At 63.9% G+C, this 17,244-nt stretch carries 17 protein-coding genes; 13 read left to right on the top strand and 4 right to left on the bottom strand.

Annotated elements, in window-relative coordinates; all coding sequences use genetic code 11:
• Nucleotides 1–266: 266 nt before the first annotated feature.
• The 3 genes from NLM33_RS25690 (at nt 267) to NLM33_RS25680 (ending at nt 3,244) form a co-directional block, all read left to right on the top strand.
• Nucleotides 267–1,982, top strand: coding sequence for a PQQ-binding-like beta-propeller repeat protein (locus NLM33_RS25690; protein WP_254099973.1), 1,716 nt, complete (start codon nt 267–269; stop codon nt 1,980–1,982).
• A 121-nt stretch (nt 1,983–2,103) separates the two neighbouring features.
• A complete protein-coding gene (locus tag NLM33_RS25685; RefSeq protein WP_254105881.1) occupies nt 2,104–2,427 on the top strand; it encodes a cytochrome c in 324 nt (107 codons plus the stop codon).
• 43 nt (nt 2,428–2,470) lie between these two features.
• Nucleotides 2,471–3,244 (top strand): ABC transporter substrate-binding protein, encoded by a 774-nt coding sequence (locus tag NLM33_RS25680; RefSeq protein WP_254099971.1) that lies wholly within the window; start codon nt 2,471–2,473, stop codon nt 3,242–3,244.
• A 124-nt stretch (nt 3,245–3,368) separates the two neighbouring features.
• Here NLM33_RS25680 and NLM33_RS25675 read toward each other — a convergent pair whose 3' ends face one another.
• On the bottom strand, nt 3,369–4,013 hold the full coding sequence (locus NLM33_RS25675; protein ID WP_254099969.1) for a glutathione binding-like protein: 645 nt from the start codon (nt 4,011–4,013) through the stop codon (nt 3,369–3,371).
• 111 nt (nt 4,014–4,124) lie between these two features.
• On the opposite strand from NLM33_RS25675, the gene NLM33_RS25670 reads away from it, so the two are divergent.
• A complete protein-coding gene (locus NLM33_RS25670) occupies nt 4,125–4,775 on the top strand; it encodes a TetR/AcrR family transcriptional regulator (protein WP_254099968.1) in 651 nt (216 codons plus the stop codon).
• Between the two features lie 30 nt (nt 4,776–4,805).
• On the opposite strand, the gene NLM33_RS25665 is transcribed toward NLM33_RS25670, so the two are convergent.
• Complete coding sequence (locus tag NLM33_RS25665; protein ID WP_254099966.1) at nt 4,806–5,726, bottom strand: LysR family transcriptional regulator; 921 nt, start codon at nt 5,724–5,726, stop codon at nt 4,806–4,808.
• A 124-nt stretch (nt 5,727–5,850) separates the two neighbouring features.
• Between NLM33_RS25665 and NLM33_RS25660 the strand changes: the two genes are divergently transcribed.
• The 6 genes from NLM33_RS25660 to NLM33_RS25635 all read left to right on the top strand — a co-directional run bounded on the left by NLM33_RS25660 (nt 5,851) and on the right by NLM33_RS25635 (nt 11,516).
• Entirely contained in the window at nt 5,851–7,230 is a 1,380-nt protein-coding gene (locus tag NLM33_RS25660; RefSeq protein ID WP_254099964.1) for an MFS transporter, read from the top strand.
• 226 nt (nt 7,231–7,456) lie between these two features.
• Nucleotides 7,457–8,560, top strand: a complete 1,104-nt coding sequence (locus NLM33_RS25655) for an IS5 family transposase (RefSeq protein ID WP_254094633.1) — start codon at nt 7,457–7,459, stop codon at nt 8,558–8,560.
• Complete coding sequence (locus NLM33_RS25650) at nt 8,557–8,763, top strand: hypothetical protein (RefSeq protein ID WP_254094631.1); 207 nt, start codon at nt 8,557–8,559, stop codon at nt 8,761–8,763. Before NLM33_RS25655 ends, NLM33_RS25650 begins: the two co-directional genes overlap by 4 nt.
• A gap of 139 nt (nt 8,764–8,902) precedes the next feature.
• On the top strand, nt 8,903–10,009 hold the full coding sequence (locus NLM33_RS25645; RefSeq protein ID WP_254099961.1) for an amidohydrolase family protein: 1,107 nt from the start codon (nt 8,903–8,905) through the stop codon (nt 10,007–10,009).
• On the top strand, nt 10,006–11,106 hold the full coding sequence (locus NLM33_RS25640; RefSeq protein WP_254099959.1) for an amidohydrolase family protein: 1,101 nt from the start codon (nt 10,006–10,008) through the stop codon (nt 11,104–11,106). The genes NLM33_RS25645 and NLM33_RS25640 overlap by 4 nt, the downstream gene beginning before the upstream one ends.
• A complete protein-coding gene (locus tag NLM33_RS25635; protein WP_254099957.1) occupies nt 11,103–11,516 on the top strand; it encodes a Rieske (2Fe-2S) protein in 414 nt (137 codons plus the stop codon). Before NLM33_RS25640 ends, NLM33_RS25635 begins: the two co-directional genes overlap by 4 nt.
• A 108-nt stretch (nt 11,517–11,624) precedes the next feature.
• Here NLM33_RS25635 and NLM33_RS25630 read toward each other — a convergent pair whose 3' ends face one another.
• A complete protein-coding gene (locus NLM33_RS25630; protein WP_254099955.1) occupies nt 11,625–13,592 on the bottom strand; it encodes a methyl-accepting chemotaxis protein in 1,968 nt (655 codons plus the stop codon).
• 210 nt (nt 13,593–13,802) lie between these two features.
• On the opposite strand from NLM33_RS25630, the gene NLM33_RS25625 reads away from it, so the two are divergent.
• Entirely contained in the window at nt 13,803–14,372 is a 570-nt protein-coding gene (locus NLM33_RS25625; RefSeq protein ID WP_254099953.1) for a hypothetical protein, read from the top strand.
• Between the two features lie 112 nt (nt 14,373–14,484).
• Here the strand turns inward: NLM33_RS25625 and NLM33_RS25620 are convergent, their stop codons facing one another.
• The gene (locus NLM33_RS25620; protein ID WP_254099951.1) at nt 14,485–15,450 is read right to left on the bottom strand and encodes a glyoxylate/hydroxypyruvate reductase A; all 966 of its coding nucleotides are present in this window, start codon (nt 15,448–15,450) and stop codon (nt 14,485–14,487) included.
• A gap of 141 nt (nt 15,451–15,591) precedes the next feature.
• Between NLM33_RS25620 and NLM33_RS25615 the strand changes: the two genes are divergently transcribed.
• The gene (locus NLM33_RS25615; protein ID WP_254099949.1) at nt 15,592–15,960 is read left to right on the top strand and encodes a YciI family protein; all 369 of its coding nucleotides are present in this window, start codon (nt 15,592–15,594) and stop codon (nt 15,958–15,960) included.
• The gene (locus NLM33_RS25610) at nt 15,957–17,231 is read left to right on the top strand and encodes an RNA polymerase sigma factor (protein ID WP_254099947.1); all 1,275 of its coding nucleotides are present in this window, start codon (nt 15,957–15,959) and stop codon (nt 17,229–17,231) included. The genes NLM33_RS25615 and NLM33_RS25610 overlap by 4 nt, the downstream gene beginning before the upstream one ends.
• Nucleotides 17,232–17,244: the final 13 nt, after the last annotated feature.

The following is a 17,244-nucleotide window of genomic DNA, read 5'->3' as shown; positions in this document are numbered from 1 at the left end:
ATAGTCAGTGCCACTGACATTCGCGTTCGGCGCGCATTCCCCGATTGCACTCCGCGCGATCCGGCGTACTCTATGCCCGCGAGCGGGAGCAACAGCAGCCAATCCAACAGACCAACCTCCTTGGGCGATGGGCGCCGAGAGAGATGGAAAGCTGTCGCCGACTCATCTGAAGGAGACCAACCGACACCGAACCGGGCTGCCAGCGTCCGTCGCAAGGACGTTCGCGAGACATTGTCAAGAAACACATAAGCGGGAAGGAACTGCACATGAAGACGTGGTGGTGCTATTCTGGTCTGCCTCTTGTCGTTGGTGCGGCACTCATGGTGTCGCCGGCCTTGGCCCAAACCGTGGACACTGCGCGCATCGACGCCGCCGGCCAGAACGACTGGCTGACCTATCACGGTTCCTACAAATCCTATCACTACAGCCCGCTCGCCCAGATCAATGCGGGCAATGTCGGCAATCTGGGCGTTGCCTGGATCCACATTCCGGGACGGTCGACGCGCGGCCTGCAATCCATGCCACTCGTGGCCGATGGCGTGCTCTATTACTCGGGTTCCTACAGCAGGGTGTTTGCGTTGAACGGCGCGACCGGCGAGGTGATCTGGAACTTCTTTCCTGAGCTCGATGAGGCGCTCATCAACAGGCAGACCCATTCTCCTTACAATCGCGGCGTAGCGATTGGTGAAGGCAAGGTCTTTGTCGGCACGATGGACGGCCGGCTGTTCGGGTTGGATATGAAGTCGGGCAAGGTCCTCTGGGAGACCAAGCTGATCGACTCGCAAAAGCTCACGGTCGGATTCACCGGTGCGCCGCTTTATGCGAAGGGCACCGTGATCATCGGCGCGCAAGGTGGAGAGTGGCCGGGCCGCGGCCCGATCTTCGCCGTCGATGCCACCACGGGCAAAAAGAAATGGGAATTCCTGACGGTAGCCGGCACCGATGAAGCCATGAAGACGTGGGGAAATGATTCGTGGCGTACCGGCGGGGGTGGCGGCTGGATGCCGGGCACCTACGACTCCGAGACCAACACCATCCTTTGGGGCACCGCCAATCCGGCGCCGCTCTACGACTGGTCGGGCAAGGATTACAAGACGCAAGGTGCGCGTCCCGGCGACAATCTCTACACGAGCTCTGTGATCGGTCTCGATCTCGATAGCGGCAAGCTGAAATTCTATCATCAGGAGCTGCCGCACGACGGTTGGGACTTTGACAGCGCCGTCGGGGAATTCGTCATGCTCGATCGCGACGGCCAGAAGCTTGTGGTGCATCCGAACAAGAGCGGCTACATCTTCGTCTACGATCGCAATCTCGGTTTGAAGAACGTCTGGCGGATTACCGAGAACAGCAATTTCGTCAAGAACATCGACCCAAAGACCGGTGAACTGATCGGCCGGCGTGACTTTGCCGCGGGAAAGGTCGACGAGCCGCTGTGCCCGCACATCTCCGGCGGCGTCAGCTTCAATTCTGGCTCCTACAATCCGAAGACGGGCCTCTACTACAAGCTCGGCCAGGAGTGGTGCATGACCCTCGAGGTCATGAAGACGACGCCGGTGGTCGCCCCGCAAGCGCAGCTCAATATCGGGGCCGATTTCAAAATTGCGCCTCCTCCAGGCGGGGAGATCTATGGTCATCTCGACGCGCGCGACCCGGTGACTGGTGCCAAGAAGTGGGAGGTCCGTTTCCCCGAGCCGCCGCTCGCGAGCGTCCTGTCGACCGCAGGCAATCTGGTGTTCGTGCCTGACTCGCGCGGTATCATTCATGCCTACGATGCCGAAAGCGGGACCGAGCTGTGGAATCACTCTGACGGCACCGGCCATCAGGGTGGAATCATCAGCTACTCCGCTGGCGGTAAGCAGTATATCGCGGTGACTGCGGGCTTTGGCGGCATGGCGTCGGATGATTATGCGCCGACCTTCGGCGGCGTTTACAAGAGCATGCCGCGCGACGACGGCGCGCTCATCGTTTACAGCTTGAAATAGGCCTTTTCGGACGGTTGAGCGGGGAGCGGGCACAAGCCCGCTCCCCGTGCGTTGGGACGGACAGAGGGGTAGATGGAACATAAACAAAATGGAGTTCCGCCCCATGAGATTGAATTTGCCGGTGCTGTGGACGGCGGTGCTGTCCACGTGCTTCGCGTGTGCTATGCCCGCATCCGCGCAACAGGCTTCTCCGGCGCCGCGCAACGAGGAATTCGATGCCAGGCAACTGTTCGCAACGACGTGTGGCTGGTGTCATTCCGATGGGGGGCGCGCGGCCGGCAAGGGGCCGCAGCTCATGAATACGGCTCGCGACGACGATTATCTTCGCGACCGCATCAGGCATGGCAAGTCTGGCGCGATGCCTGCGTTCGGCGAGACCTTCAGCGACGCGCAGATCGACGAGATCATAAAGTATATCCGACAATTGAAGCCGCACGAGGGGTGAGGCGGCGAAGTCCAAGCTTGGTCCGAGAACACGAGGCCTTCGGATGAAGATGATCCTCTCGCTCATGGTCGGTGCTGCCGTTGTGCTCTCGGCAGCGGCGCAGGCGGGGGCGCGAACCCTGGAGGCGATCCGCTCATCCGGCGAGCTCGGGCTGTGCGCCCATCCCAACTCGCTTCCTTTCGCCAGCAAGGCTGGCGATCCTCCCGGATTTCAGGTCGAATTGGGACAGGCACTGGCACGCGAGCTCGGCGTCTCGCTGAGGCTCGACTTGATCATCACGCAGTATCAGATGCGCAGCGCTGCCTGCGATGTCCTTCTCGACGTCATCGCCGACCGTGAGGCGCAAGGCGAAACCCGTCTGCGCATTTCGAAGCCGTATTACCGCACGGGCGTCGCGCTGGCGGTGCCGTCCTCGAGCACGCTCAGCTCGTTCAAGAGCCTGAACGAGCACACCAAGGTTGGGGTGCAGGTCGGCTCCGTCGCCGCCATGATCATCGGCCAGCGCCGCGTGCCGACGTCGACCTTCGGCTTCGAGAGCGACAGCCTCGACGCTCTCTCGCACGACGAGCTCGACGCTGCCGCCGTTACGCCGACGGCGGCGAGCTATTTTAACCTCACGCATCCGGAGAAGCCGCTTCGGATCCTCGCTCGCGACGAGAGCGTGACCGACTTGAACTGGAATGTCGCCGTCGGCATGGTTCGCCCGGACGACGCGTTGCGCGAAGCGATCGATGGGGCAGTCGACCGCTTGCGAGGCGACGGCACGATCGATCGGATCTACCGTCGCTACGGTATCGTCCTCGAGGCACCGAAATAGCCGTGCGTCGCGGCCTCGGCAGCCCGCCGGTTACTGGGCGACCAGGGGAGCGCAATCGCCACTATTTTTCCGCGGCACGTGATCGTCCCGGCGGTGGCCGGGACGGTCTGTTGATCGACGCGGCTTACGCCGCGGCCTTCCGCCGCGCCTGCTCAGCCTTGTACAGTTCGAACTCCTCCGCAATCGCCTTTGCGATCGACGGGCGCCGCTTGAGGCGCTCGTAATAGGCCTTCAGGTTCGGCCATTTCGCCAGCTCGATCGGCGGGGTCGCCATGGTCCAATTGATCACCGTGACGAGATAGGCGTCGGCGACGGTGAAGTGGTCGAGCAGGAACTCGCGGCCCTTCAGGTGGTTCTCGACATAATCAAGTCGTGACAGGTTCTTCTCCAGCGCGTAGGCCTTGCTCTCCTGCGGCGATTTGCGATCGAGCACGGGGACAAACAACCCCTTGTGCAGCTCGGTGCCGATGAAGCAGAGCCATTGATGCAGCCGCGTGCGGTCGATGCCGGATGCGGTGCCGAGGTGGGACTGCGGAAAGCGGTCCGCGACATACTGCAGGATTGCTGCGTTCTCCGTCAGCACCACGCCCTCGTCGGTGCGCAGTGTCGGCACCAGGCCGATCGGATTGACGGCGCGGAAGTCGGAGCCGTCCTTCAGCACGGTCTTGGTCGGTGAATCGACTTCGAGATAGTTCGCCTCGGCGCCCGCTTCATACAGCGCGACCCGGGTCGCCATCGAGCAGGCGAGCGGCGAGAAATAGAGATCCATGGGGTGCCTCCTTTGGGCGTGGTGTCGTTTGACCTTGCGTTCGCAACCCGGCCGGATTGATTTTTGTACTGTTCTGCATAATATGGAGGCGGTCAAGGATTATTTTGCGAGATGGTACAAAAATCAAAAGGTCCGTCCGTCGGTCCCCCCGAGCCACAGAAGCGCCGTGGCCGGCCGCGCGCCTACGAGCCTGATGTCGCGCTCGGCAAGGCGCTCGACCTGTTCCGCACCCAGGGCTTTGCCGCGACATCGCTCGACGATCTCAGCGAGGCCACCGGCATGAACCGGCCGAGCCTCTACGGCGCCTTCGGCGACAAGCGCGAGCTCTACATCAAGAGTTACCAGCGCTACCGCGAGCAGGCGCGCGCCTCGATGGTGGAGATCTTTCGCGCGGATCTGCCGCTGCGCGAACGGCTGGAGCGTATCTTCGCCTCCGCACTCGCCATCTATCTCTCCGGCGAGACCGGTCCGCGCGGCTGCTTCACGGTAGTGACCGCGGCCTCCGAGGCCGTCGGCGATCCCGAGATCCGCGCCATGGTGCTGGATGGCTTATCGGAGCTCGACAAGGCTTTTGCCAATTGCTTCCGCCGCGCCAAGGAGAAGGGCGAGCTGCCCGACAGCGCCGATCCGGTCGTGCTGGCGCAGCTCGCCTCGGCCACCATCCACACCATCGCCATCCGTTCCCGCGCCCGCGTCCCGCGCAAGGAGCTCGATGCGATCGTGAAGGGTGCGATCGATATGATGGTCGGGGTGAAAGGCTAACCCATCGCCGGGACGACAGCGAGAGTGCGGCTACCCATCGTTCCGCGCGGGTGCCGCCACGGATGCCGCGGCTTCCCGGAATGCATCGCGAATGGAGCCGAGCAGGGTTTGCACGCGCGCGAGATTGGAACGCGTCGCCGGAACAAGTGCCTTGAGCCAGAGATCAGGGACCTGGAGTTGCGGGAGCAGCTCGACCAGCGTGCCGGTTTTGAGCCGCTCCGCCACCGCGGTGCGCGAGGCGATTGCTATTCCGCTGCCCGCGCACAGGCTGTCGATCACGAGCGCGCCGTTGTTCGTCACGAGGTGCGGCCGAACCGCGACCGTCGTCACGCCGTTGCGGCCTTCAAAGGTCCAGGCCGGCCCGATCGGCGAAAACACGATGCAATCGTGATTGACGAGATCGCGCGCGTGCCGGGGATGGCCGCGCCGCGCCAGATAGGAGGGCGCGGCACAAAGCACGCGTTCGAACACGTGCAAGGGTTCCTCGAGTACGCCGTCAAAGGACGACGGCATCATGGTGAGCACGATGTCGAAGCCTTCCTCGACCGGATTTACGGTGCGGTCCACCAGCACCGCGTCGAGCGTCACGCGGGGATATTTGATCTGAAACGACGACAGCAGTTGGGCGAGGTCGATGACCATCGGTGATGCCGGCGCCTTGATGCGCAATTGGCCCTCGAGCTCGTTCGGCGATCGCATGATCCCCTTCGCCATCTCGTCGTATTCGCGCACGATCTGGCGGATGACGTCGAGATAGCGCTCGCCGACCTCGGTGAGCGCCAGGCGGCGCGTGCTCCGCCGCAACAGCGTGGCCTTCAGCGACCATTCCAATTGTCCGACCCGCTTGGTGATGACGGATGGCGCCACCCCAAGCTGCCGGCCCGCCTCGGAGAAGCTGCCGGCCCGCGCCGTCGCCAGAAACGCCTTCATATTCAAGAGGCTATCGGCCATTTAATCCATTCTGGAAAAGATCATCGCGCGAAATAGCTTATTCCCCCTCGTTCTGGAAGGAAATAGGCTCCTGGGCGCGATAAGCCGTCACCACAAGCGAAACGGCAACGCGGAGGAACGAGCAATGAGCGCACCCGACGTCATCGATGTCACCGATGTCATCGAGCGCCAGCGCCGCAACGGCCTGGTCCTCACCGTCCTGATCCTGTCGACGACGATGATGTTCCTGGACGGTTACGACCTCCAGGCCATGGCCTTCGCGGCACCATCGATCATCCGCGCCTGGGGCATCGAGCGGGCCGCGCTTGGGATCGTCTTCAGCGCCGGCATTTTCGGCATCCTCGTCGGTGGCCTCGTGTTCGGATCGCTCGGCGACCGCATCGGCCGTCGCCTGTCGATCGTGGCCTCGATGCTGGTGTTCGGCAGCTTCACGCTGGCGACGGTGTGGGCGAGCGACATCACGAGCCTGATCGCGCTTCGCTTCCTCGCCGGCATCGGAATCGGCGGATTGTCGCCGCTATGCTACGCGCTGAACCTCGAATATGCGCCGAGCCGGTATCGCGGCACGGCGGTCGCGATCATCATGGTCGGCTATGTCGCGGGCAGCAGCATCGGTGGCTTCATCGCCGCCGGTCTCGTGCCGCAGTTCGGCTGGACCATCGTGTTCTGGATCGGTGGCGTGCTGCCGCTCCTCGGGGCCGCGCTGTGCTACTTCGCGCTTCCGGAATCGATCAAGTTCCTCGCGATACGCAATCGCGAGCCCGCGGAAATCGCGCGCATCCTGAACCGGATCGAGCCCTCGCTCCAGGCGGAGGCGACGACCCGCTTCGTCCTCCGCGATGAAGCTTCCGCTGCCAGCGCCGGCACGGGGCTCCTGTCGCAACTCGCCACACTGTTCGACGGACGGCTTGCGGTCATCACACCGTTCCTGTGGGTGGCCTATATCGCAAGCTCGATCACGATGTTCTTCCTCAACAGCTGGACGCCGATCCTGGCGGAGGCGTCCGGGCACACGCCCGCGCAGGCTGCCATGGGCTTGACCGTGTTCAGCCTGGGAGGCGCCGTCGGCGGCCTCACCATTGGCCGGGTGCTCGATCGTTTCGGTGTCATCGCCATTGCGATCGTGCCGCTGATTGCCTCACCGCTGGTCGCTTCGCTTGGCTGGGCCGGTCTTGGCGACAGCGCCTACCTTGCGACGATGGCGTGTGTCGGCTTCTTCGTGGTGGGTGGTCACCAGGGCCTGAACAGCTCGGTCGGCCAGTTCTATTCCAGCACCAATCGCACGACGGCCGTCGGCTGGGCCTTGTCGGTCGCCAAGATCGGCTCGATCAGCGGACCGCTGGTCGCCGGGATCCTGATCGCGCAGCACCTGCCGTTCTCGAGCCTGTTCCTGCTCGCTGCGCTGCCGCCGCTGGTGGTGGCGGCTTGCGTCCTGGTGCTGGGGATATCGCAGCGCAAGCACACTGCAGCGGCGCGCAAGATTGACCAGACGGCAACAGCCTAAGGCGCGATGAGATCGGGATGAATCGTGATCGCGCTTCAGGTTGTTGTTTGAGCATGATCTCCGCGCAAACGCGTTCCGCGCTTGTCGCGAGGGAAAACCGCTTCGCACTTTGCGCTAACGCGGCCCTTCGGGTCCGGATCATGCTCTAGCAGGCTGTTGAAGAAGTCTCTGGCGAAGCGTTTTGGATCGTGATTCCCTAGGATCAGGATTTTGCTGGGGTGGCACGATGCGGGGAAGTGACGAACGGTCTGGCTCGCTGTTCAGTTATGTTGACCTGGAGGCTCGGGTTCGCGTCGACCACCCGCTGCGGGCGATCAGGGATCTGGCAAATGCGGCGCTGGGCGATCTTTCTGGGGAGTTTGGCAAGCTCTACACGGACTTCGGTCGGCCCTCGATCGCACCGGAGAAACTGCTTCGGGCGATGCTCCTACAGGCGTTCTATGGGGTTCGCTCGGAAAGGCATCTGATGGAACGGATGGAGTTCGATCTTCTGTTCCGCTGGTTCGTCGGGCTTGGGGTGGACGATGCGGTTTGGGACCATTCAACCTTCTCGAAGAACCGCGACCGGCTGCTTGAAGGTGAGATTGCGGCCAAGTTCTTGAACGCGCTTTTGGCGCAGCCGAAGGTGAAGCGTCTTTTGTCGAGCGATCACTTCTCGGTGGACGGCACGCTCATTGAAGCCTGGGCTTCGATCAAGAGCTTCCGGAGGAAGGATGGCAGCGACAAAGATCAGGACGGTCCGGGACGCAATGCCGAGCGCAGCTTCCACAAGGAGAAGCGATCCAACGAGACCCATGAGAGCACGACCGATCCTGAGGCCAGGCTCTATAAAAAGGGCGACGGCCAGCCGGCCAAACTCTGCTATATGGGCCATGCGCTGATGGAGAACCGCAATGGTTTGGCGGTTTTAGGTGGAGTGAGCCAAGCTACTGGCACCGCCGAACGAGAGATTGCGCTTGCCATGATCGACAGGCGCGGGTGTGCGAAGCGGGTCACTCTGGGGGCGGACAAAGCCTACGACGTCACGCAGTTCGTGCATGACCTGAGAGATAGATCGGTTACTCCGCATATCGCGATCAATGGACATCTGAGTAAGACCGGCAAGCGGCGCAAGACGGCGGTCGACGCGCGTACCACGCGTCACGACGGCTATGACATCAGCCAACGCTGCCGCAAACGCATCGAAGAAGTCTTCGGCTGGATCAAGAGTTCCGCTGGCCTGGCCAAGGTCAAGCTGCGAGGCCGCGACCGGGTGGATGCCGTCTTCGTCCTGGCGCTTGCGGCCTATAATCTGATCCGGCTGCCCAAGCTTCTGGCGGCACCGGCATGAGCATCCGAGGTAGATGGCGGGTCGTCGAGACACCAGGCTACGACATGGCCGTGGCGGGCGCCTACATCCTGTTCGATGACGACGGCGGCGAGTTCGCCTTCGATTGCCTCACGGGCTGCATTCATGGAGCCTGTGACGGCGATGCCGTCCAGTTCGGCTGGCAGGGAAACGACGAAATGGAGCCAGCCAACGGTGATGGCTAGGCCGAACTGCGGGATGACGGCTCACTCGAAGGTGAAATCTGCCTCCTTAATGGCGACGACATCCCATTTATCGCGCGTCGCTCGAAGACTTCTTCAACAGCCTGCTAGCCGCATTCGCGCGAAGCAACGGAGGCCGAAGATGAGAATACCGTTCGCAGGAGCGATCGATTGCGACCTGCACCCGCCCGCACCCAGCATGGCGCAGCTGCTGCCTTATCTCGACGACTACTGGCGCGACCAGATCACCAACCGCGCGATCGACCGCATGTCGTTCGCCATGATGAGCTATCCGCCGAATGCGCCGATCAGCGCACGCGCCGACTGGCGGGCGTCCAACACCGGGCGGAGCGACCTCGACACGCTGCGCGCCCATGTGCTCGATGCCTTTGAGCTTCAGTTCGGCATTGCCAATGTGATCCACGGCGCGATCGCGCTCTACAACGACGACATGGCGGCGGCGATCTGCCGTGCCGTGAACGACTGGTTGCGGGCGGAATGGCTGGACCGCGAGCCGCGGTTGCGCGGCTCGATCCTGGTGACGCCGCAGGATCCGGCGCAGGCCGTTGCCGAGATCGAGCGCCTCGCGCCCGACCGACGCTTTGTGCAGGTGCTGCTGCCGGTCATGGGCGAAAAGCTGCTCGGCCGTCGCGAGTTCTTTCCACTCTATGAGGCGGCGGAGCGGCACGGGCTCGTCATTGCCGTGCACGCGGGCAGCACCTATCGTTACGCGCCGACGATCGTGGGCTGGCCGTCCTATCAGTTCGAGGATTACGTGGCGCAGGCACAGGCTTTCGCCAACCAGACCATCAGCCTGGTCGCAGAGGGCGTGTTCCGCCGCTTCCCGCGGCTAAAGGTGGTGATGCTCGAGTCCGGCGTGAGTTGGCTGCCGATGACCGTATGGCGCACCGATAAGACCTGGCGCGGCGCGCGGCCGGAAGTGCCCTGGGTCGACCGCTGGCCGTCGGAGATCATCCGCGAGCATCTGCGCTTCACCATCCAGCCGTTCGATGCGCCCGACGCGACGGCGGTTGCGCAAACGATCGACCGCATCGGTACCGATCAGGTGCTGCTGTTCTCCACTGACTATCCGCACTGGCAGTTCGACGGCGATGATGTGCTACCGGACGGGTTGTCGCCGCACTCGCTCATGAAAATCCTCGTCGAGAATCCGCTTGAGACCTATCCCCGTCTGGCGCAGGTCGCGACCACGCTCGCCGCCGAGCATCCGAAGGAGGACGTGCGATGAATGCACCTTTCATCGAACAGAAAGCCCGGCAGACGCTCGCGGTCGTCGATTGCGACATCCATCCGGCGCACCGCACGCCCGGCGAACTCTTGCCCTATCTCGAGCCGCGTTGGCGCGAGCACTATCAGACCCATGGCGTGCATGTGCGGCAGGCGCTGCCGAGCGCGCTGATGTATCCGCGCATGATGGCCGCCGGTATGCGCGCCGATTCGCTTCCCGAGAATGGCGGCCCTGCGGGTTCCGATCTCGATCTCCTGCGCAAGCAGCATCTCGATCCCGTCAACGTCGAGTTCGGCCTGTTGATGGCGCTCAGCAAGGGCGGCATGGAAGAGCGCAACCCCGGTCTTGCAGCCGCGCTATCGCGCGCGACCAATGACTGGCAGATCGACCGCTGGGTGCGCGAGGAGCCGCGGCTTCGCGCCGGCATCGTCGTGCCGCAGGAGTTTCCCGAGGCAGCCGTCGCCGAGATCGAACGTTGCGCCGGCGATCGGCGCTATGTGCAGATCATGCTGTCGTCGCGGCCGTCAGATCCGCTCGGCCATCGGCGCTACTGGCCGATCTATGAAGCGGCTGAACGCGCCGGCCTGCCGATCGGCCTGCATCCGGTCGGCTACAATGGCGGCCATCCCTCAACTGGATCCGGTTGGCCGACATTCTATTTGCAGGAGCACTATGTCTTCGTGGCCTGCATGGAGGCGCTTGCCGCCAGCCTGATCATCGAGGGCGTGTTCGAGCGCTTCCCGAAGCTGAAGGTCGTGCTGGTCGAGGGCGGGTTCGGTTGGGCCCCGGCGCTCGCCTGGCGCATGGACAAGCATTTCGAGAAATTCCGCAACGAGGTGGCGCATCTCAAGCGGCGTCCCTCCGAATATCTGCGCGAGCATATCTGGTGGACGACGCAGCCGATCGAGGAGCCGGCGCAGTCGCGCCACATCGTCGAGATCATCGATTGGATCGGCTGGGACCGGCTGTTCTATTCATCGGACTATCCGCACTGGGACTATGACAATCCGTCCTTTGCTTTCAAATTCCCGATGACCGAGGAGCAGCGCCGCAAGATATTCAGGGACAATGCGATGGCATTGTATCGCCTCGCATGAGCCGCCACGTGGTCTGCCCGGCCGCCGAGCTGCCGCCCGGCACGCGCAAGGTCGTCGTCATCGACGGGCGCGAGATCGGCCTGTTCAATGTCGAGGGGCGCCTGCACGCGCTGCTCAACCGCTGTCCGCATGGCGGGGCTGCGATCTGCTCCGGCGTGGTCACGGGCCTCAGCCAGTCGTCCGGTCCCGGGGACTATCGCCTGGAGCGCCGCGGCGAATTCCTGCGCTGTCCCTGGCACGGCTGGGAGTTCGATATGGCGACCGGCCAATCCTGGTGTGACCCGCGCCGCACCAGGGTGCGAAGTTTCGAGGTCAGGCGTGAAACGGGCGGCGATCTCGTGATGGGCCCCTACGTGGCCGAGCGATATCACGTGACGGTCGAGGATACCTATATCGTCGTCGATCTCTGACTGGGGGCGAGGGCGGTGGCGTTGCGCTCTCTCCCAGGACGGCAGTGAGTGCGTGGCGCGCTTTGCGCCGCCCCTCGCGCTCCGCAGGATGCGTCGATAAGCCGCCGATTACGCCGCCCGGATATGCGCGAGGAAGCGATCGACTTCATCGCGCAGGCGTTGCGATTGGCGCGAGAGCTCGACGGCCGAGCCCAGCACCTCCTGCGCCGCCGATCCCGTCGCCGCGATGCCTTCGGTGACGCCGGCGATATTTTGCGAGACCTCGCCGGTGCGGGCCGCCGCCTGCTGGACGTTCTGTGCGATCTCCTGCGTCGCCGTGCCCTGCTGGCCGACGGCGGCCGCGATCGCGGCCGAGATCTCGTCGACCTGTTGGATCGTGGCGCAGATCGATTGGATGCCCTGGACCGCGCCAGTTGTCTCGCCTTGCACGGCCGTCACCTGGGCGCCGATCTCCTCCGTCGCCTTCGCGGTTTGCGTCGCCAGCGCCTTGACCTCGGATGCCACCACCGCAAAGCCGCGGCCGGCCTCGCCGGCACGTGCCGCTTCGATCGTTGCGTTGAGCGCAAGCAGATTGGTTTGGCCGGCGATGCCATTGATGAACGAGACGACGTCGCCAATCTTCTGGGCGGCATCGGCAAGGCTCTGCACCCGCGCATTGGAATGACGTCCGTCGCTCGCGGCCCGGCCGACGACCTCGGTGGCATGCGCGAGCCTGCGGCTGATCTCGGTCATCGATGACGACAGCTCTTCGGCCGCGGCCGCCACCGTCTGGACGTTCTCCGATGCGAGCGCCGAGGCCGACGAGACCGCGCGCGTCTGATGCCGCGATTGCTCGACGATATCGGACATCGAACGCGCAGTCTGTTCCATTTCGACCGCGGCCGACGACACCGTGTTGACGACGTCGCGGATGCTGGCCTCGAAATTGTCTGCAAGCGACGCAAATGCGCGCCGCTTCTCCTGTTCGGACTCCGCCTTGGCATCGGCCTGTTCGGTCTGAAGACGGTTGAAGCTGACGGCGTTGTCGCGGAAGACCGCAACCGCCTTCACCATCTCGCCCACTTCATCGTTCGACCTGCCGAGGGGAATGGCGACATCAAGCCGACCGTCCGCCAGCTCCCGCATTACCGAGGTGATCGACAGGATCGGCCGTGAGATGCTCCGCGCGATCAGATAGCCGACGATCGCAGCTAGCACGAGGCCGAGCGCGGCGATGCCGAGCGCGAGCATCCACGCCCGGTCGGCCGATGCGACATAGTCGGCATTGTCCATCACAAGTTCGACCACGCCGAGCGGCTTGCCGGAAAAGTCCTTGATCGGCCCGAGCAATGCGGCCACCGGCGTGCTGTCGAGCCTCGCCTGATGCACCATGAAGCCGCCTTCGGCGGCGTGGCCATAATCGGCGGCATCGAAGAAGCTCCGGCCCTTCAGCGTTCCGCCAAACAGCTTGAAACCGCCGCCGTCGGCGAGATGGAAGGCGACGTCGACGTGGCGATTGGTCTTGAAGTCGTCCAGGAAGGGCTGGCCGAAAGTCAGTCCGAATTCGACGGTGCCGAGGTGCTTGCCGTCCTGCGCGATCGGCACCACGCCGCGGATTCCGAGCCCGGCAATACCGCCTTCGAGGCCGACGACGATCTTGCGCTCCTGGTTGGCGATCACGACGGTCTTGCGGAAGGAGGAGAGGTCGTCACCGAATTTCGCCGCCTGATGCACGCGCAGAAACGATGTCGCCGGCGGCACGTGGAACTGGAATTGATCGACGCCGTAGTCCGACCTGGTGGCAGCGAAGACCGGCCCGAACAGGCGCATCAGCGCGTCGCGGTCCTGCTTCGCCATCGCCTCCTGCGTGGCCGGCATGGCGGCGACGACCGCGCTCATGGCGGCGGCGCGGCGGGATTCCTCGGCGATGCGCGACTGCAGGGCATCATAGTGGCTGTGTAGCTCGCGCTGGTCGGCGCGGTCGATGATGCCGGAGATGATCCACATCGCTCCCAGCACCGCGAACAGGGCGGTTGCAGCCGCCGTGACCGCCAGGGCGACCGTGATCCGCATTCTGAGCCCCAGGGTCGCGCGCATGTCCGTTCGTTCCTTCCACGTTGGTCAAGAACGACTATCAATTTCTCGCTAAGAGAGCGTGAACGGGGAAGGGTCCGATAGGACTGCCTCGCTCTCCAGGGTCGTCCTGGCTTTTGCCAGGACGGGCCTCTCTCACGCAGGTGCCGCGCGGCGGTTCTGGCTTTCGCGATACCGGGCGCGTATAGTTGAGGACGCTCGATGGTGTCACGAATGTTTGGTTTTGCACGCGGTTTGGCTCTCTCATTGATCTTGCTGGCGCTCTGTCTGGGCGGGCGAACGGCCTATGCCCAGGCTGCCCCTGTGCCCTACATGAACTCGGGCTGGCTGATGGGCTGGGGGGACAATCCGGCCTTCGAGGCGAGCGATCCGCAGTCCAAGCTCCCAAAAGGCTGGTTTCTCAGCAGCTCACGTGACAGCACGGCGTGGAGTATGAATGGCTTCGATCAGGCGAGGTCGTTCGGCAATTACGGCTCGCTTTCGTCCGATGGCGTGAAGTTCGGCTACAACTTCACGAATGCACCGGTCACGATCTACACCGGCTTCGACACACTGAAATACAATCTCGGGACCGGCGGTCCGATCACGCCCTTCGACTCCACCTCGCCGACGTTGCCCGGCGGCTATCGCGCCAATGCTGGGATCGAATTCCGCCCGACGTCGAATCTCAGCCTGTCGTTCGGCGCGAGCTTCACCCAGCAGTCGTCCGGATTGGTCGACAGCGACATCAACTCGCCGCTGCCGCCCGGCGCGTCGCCTCTGGCTTTCGGCGCTCGCCGCTAGAGCATGATCCGGAAAAGTGTGAAGCGGTTTTCCCTCGCGACAAACGCGGTACGCGTTTGCGCGGAGATCATGCTCAAACAATAACTGTATCCACGCTTCGCCAGCCGACGCTTCAATACCCGCGCGCCCGATCCACCACATTCTCCAGCGCGGCGCCGGCTTCGAAACGCGCGATCTGTCCCGCGACATAGGCCGAGATCGCATCCGCATCGGTATCGGCCGCATTGTGCGGCGTGACCAACACCTTCGGATGGCTCCAGAGGCGGCTGCTCGCCGGCAGCGGCTCCTCGACGAACACGTCGAGCGAGGCGGCGCCGAGCGTGCCATCGTCGAGACTGGCCAGGATGTCGTCCTCGTTCTGCAAGCCGCCACGGCCGGCATTGATCAGCACCGGCGCGCCGAGCGGACTGTTGCGGTTGAGCTTTGCAAAGACCTCACGGTTGAGGATGCCGTGCGTCTGTGGTGTCAGGGGCAACAGGCAGACCAGAATGTCGGTCGCGCGCAGGAACGCGTCCATCTGATCCGCGCCATGGAAGGACTCAACGCCATCGACGCTCCGCGGACTGCGGCTCCATCCCACCACGCGGAAGCCGAATCGGCGCAGCACGTCGGCGGCGTCCGCCCCCAGCGTGCCGAGCCCCATGATGCCGATCGTGATTGCGCTCGCCGGCCATTGGTATTTCGGCTCCCATGCTTTCTCGCGCTGCGACTGCCGCAGGTAAAGCTCCTGTCGATGATGCATCAGCACGTGCAGCACGACATATTCGGTCATGCGTCCCGTGAGGTCGGGCACGGCCACGCGGACCAGCGGTACGTCCGGCAGGCTCTTATCCGCCATCAGCGCGTCGACGCCAGCGCCGAGATTGAAGATCGCGCGCAGGTTCGGGAAAGCCCCGAGCGTGCCAGGAACCGGCTTCCACACCGCGGCATAGTGCACCTCGGCCGGATCGAGGTCCGGATCAGGCAGTAGCACCACGCGCCGGTCGCCGCAGACCGCCTCAAAACGCGCTTTCCAGCGTTCCGGCAGCCAGTTCTGCTGCCTGCTGTTGATCAGGAGTGCCAGCGCGCCTTTAGTCATTCGTCATGTCCCATCGAGTTCCCAGTTCATGGCTCTCCTTGGCACGAACGCGCGGATATTTCCTGCAAAAAATTTCCGCAAGTCGTGTCGGAGCAGGGCATATTGAGTCGTCTTCATCACAAGAGAAAACAGGACGTGCCCATGCTCTATGCCATCCTTTGCTACCACGATGAGGATTTTGTCGGCTCCTGGAGCAAGGAGCAGGACGAAACCGTGATGAAAAAGCTCGCCGTGGTGCAGGACAAGCTCACCAAGCAGGGCCGGCTCGGTCCGGTCGCGCGGCTCCTGCCCACCACGGCGGCCGCGACGCTGCGGAAAGAAGACCCTCCGCTGGTGCTCGATGGTCCCTATGCCGAGACCAAGGAGCAGCTGCTCGGCTTCTACATCGTCGACTGCCAGAATCTGGACGACGCGCTCGACGTCGCGCGCGATCTCGGTGCGGCCAATCCTGGCGGCGCCTATGAGGTGCGTCCCGTCGGCGTATTCAGGCCGGGAGGGACTTTGACGTGAGCGAGACCGACGCCGCCTGGATCGAGACCGCGCTGACCTCGGCGCGGCCCCAGGCGGTGGGCGCGCTCTTGCGCTATTTCCGCGATCTCGATACCGCGGAAGAAGCGTTCCAAAATGCCTGCCTGCGCGCGCTGAAGACCTGGCCGCAGAACGGGCCGCCGCGCGATCCCGCAGCCTGGCTGATCATGGTCGGCCGCAACGTCGCGATCGACGAGGTGCGCCGCGCGCGCAAGCAGGAGCCGTTGCCCGAGGACGACCAGGCGATCTCCGATCTCGACGATGCCGAAGGAAAGCTCGCCGAGCGGCTCGACGGCTCGCATTATCGCGACGACATTTTGCGGCTGATGTTCATCTGCTGCCATCCGGATCTGCCGGCGACGCAGCAGATCGCACTTGCACTGCGTATCGTCTCCGGCCTCACCGTGAAGCAGATCGCGCGGGCCTTCCTGGTCTCGGAAGCCGCGATGGAACAGCGCATCACGCGCGCCAAGGCGAAGATCGCGGATGCCGGTGTGCCGTTCGAGGCACCCGGCGCGGTCGAGCGCGCCGAGCGGCTCGCCGGCGTCGCCGCGATGATCTACCTGATCTTCAACGAAGGCTATTCGGCGAGCGGCGACACCGCCGAGATCCGCAAGCCGCTATGCGAGGAAGCGATCCGGCTGGCGCGGCTGCTGTTGCGGCTGTTTCCGGGCGAGCCGGAGATCATGGGACTGACCGCGCTGTTGCTGCTGCAGCATGCGCGCAGCGCGGCACGCTTTGCAGGCGACGGCTCGCTGATCCTGCTCGAGGATCAGGACCGCTCGCTGTGGAGCGGCACCATGATCGCGGAGGGGCTCGCGCTGATTGACAAGGCGATGCGCCATCGCAAGAGCGGTCCCTATCAGATCCAGGCGGCGATCGCGGCGCTGCACGCCCGCGCGGCGACGCCCGAGGAAACCGACTGGACGCAGATCGACCTGCTCTATGGCGCGCTCGAGCTCGTGCAACCCTCGCCGGTGGTGACGCTCAACCGCGCGGTCGCGGTCTCCAAGGTGCGCGGCGCGGAAGCAGCGCTCGCGCTGATCGAGCCCTTGGCGCCGAAGCTTGCCAACTACTTCCATTTCTACGGCGTGCGGGGCGCCTTCCTGATGCAGCTCGGCCGCAACGACGAAGCTCGCATCGCCTTCGACCGTGCCATTGCGCTCGCCAACACCTCGGCCGAGGCCGCTCACATCCGCATGCATCTCGATCGCCTGATCAGGGACAGCCAGCCGAAGGCCAAGGCGAAGTGACGCCTCTGGCGTC

The organism is Bradyrhizobium sp. CCGUVB1N3 (genome assembly GCF_024199925.1).
In the GTDB taxonomy this organism is placed as follows: domain Bacteria; phylum Pseudomonadota; class Alphaproteobacteria; order Rhizobiales; family Xanthobacteraceae; genus Bradyrhizobium.
The sequence above is the reverse complement of the archived record's forward strand: the minus strand, read 5'-3'. Positions and strand labels throughout refer to the sequence as shown.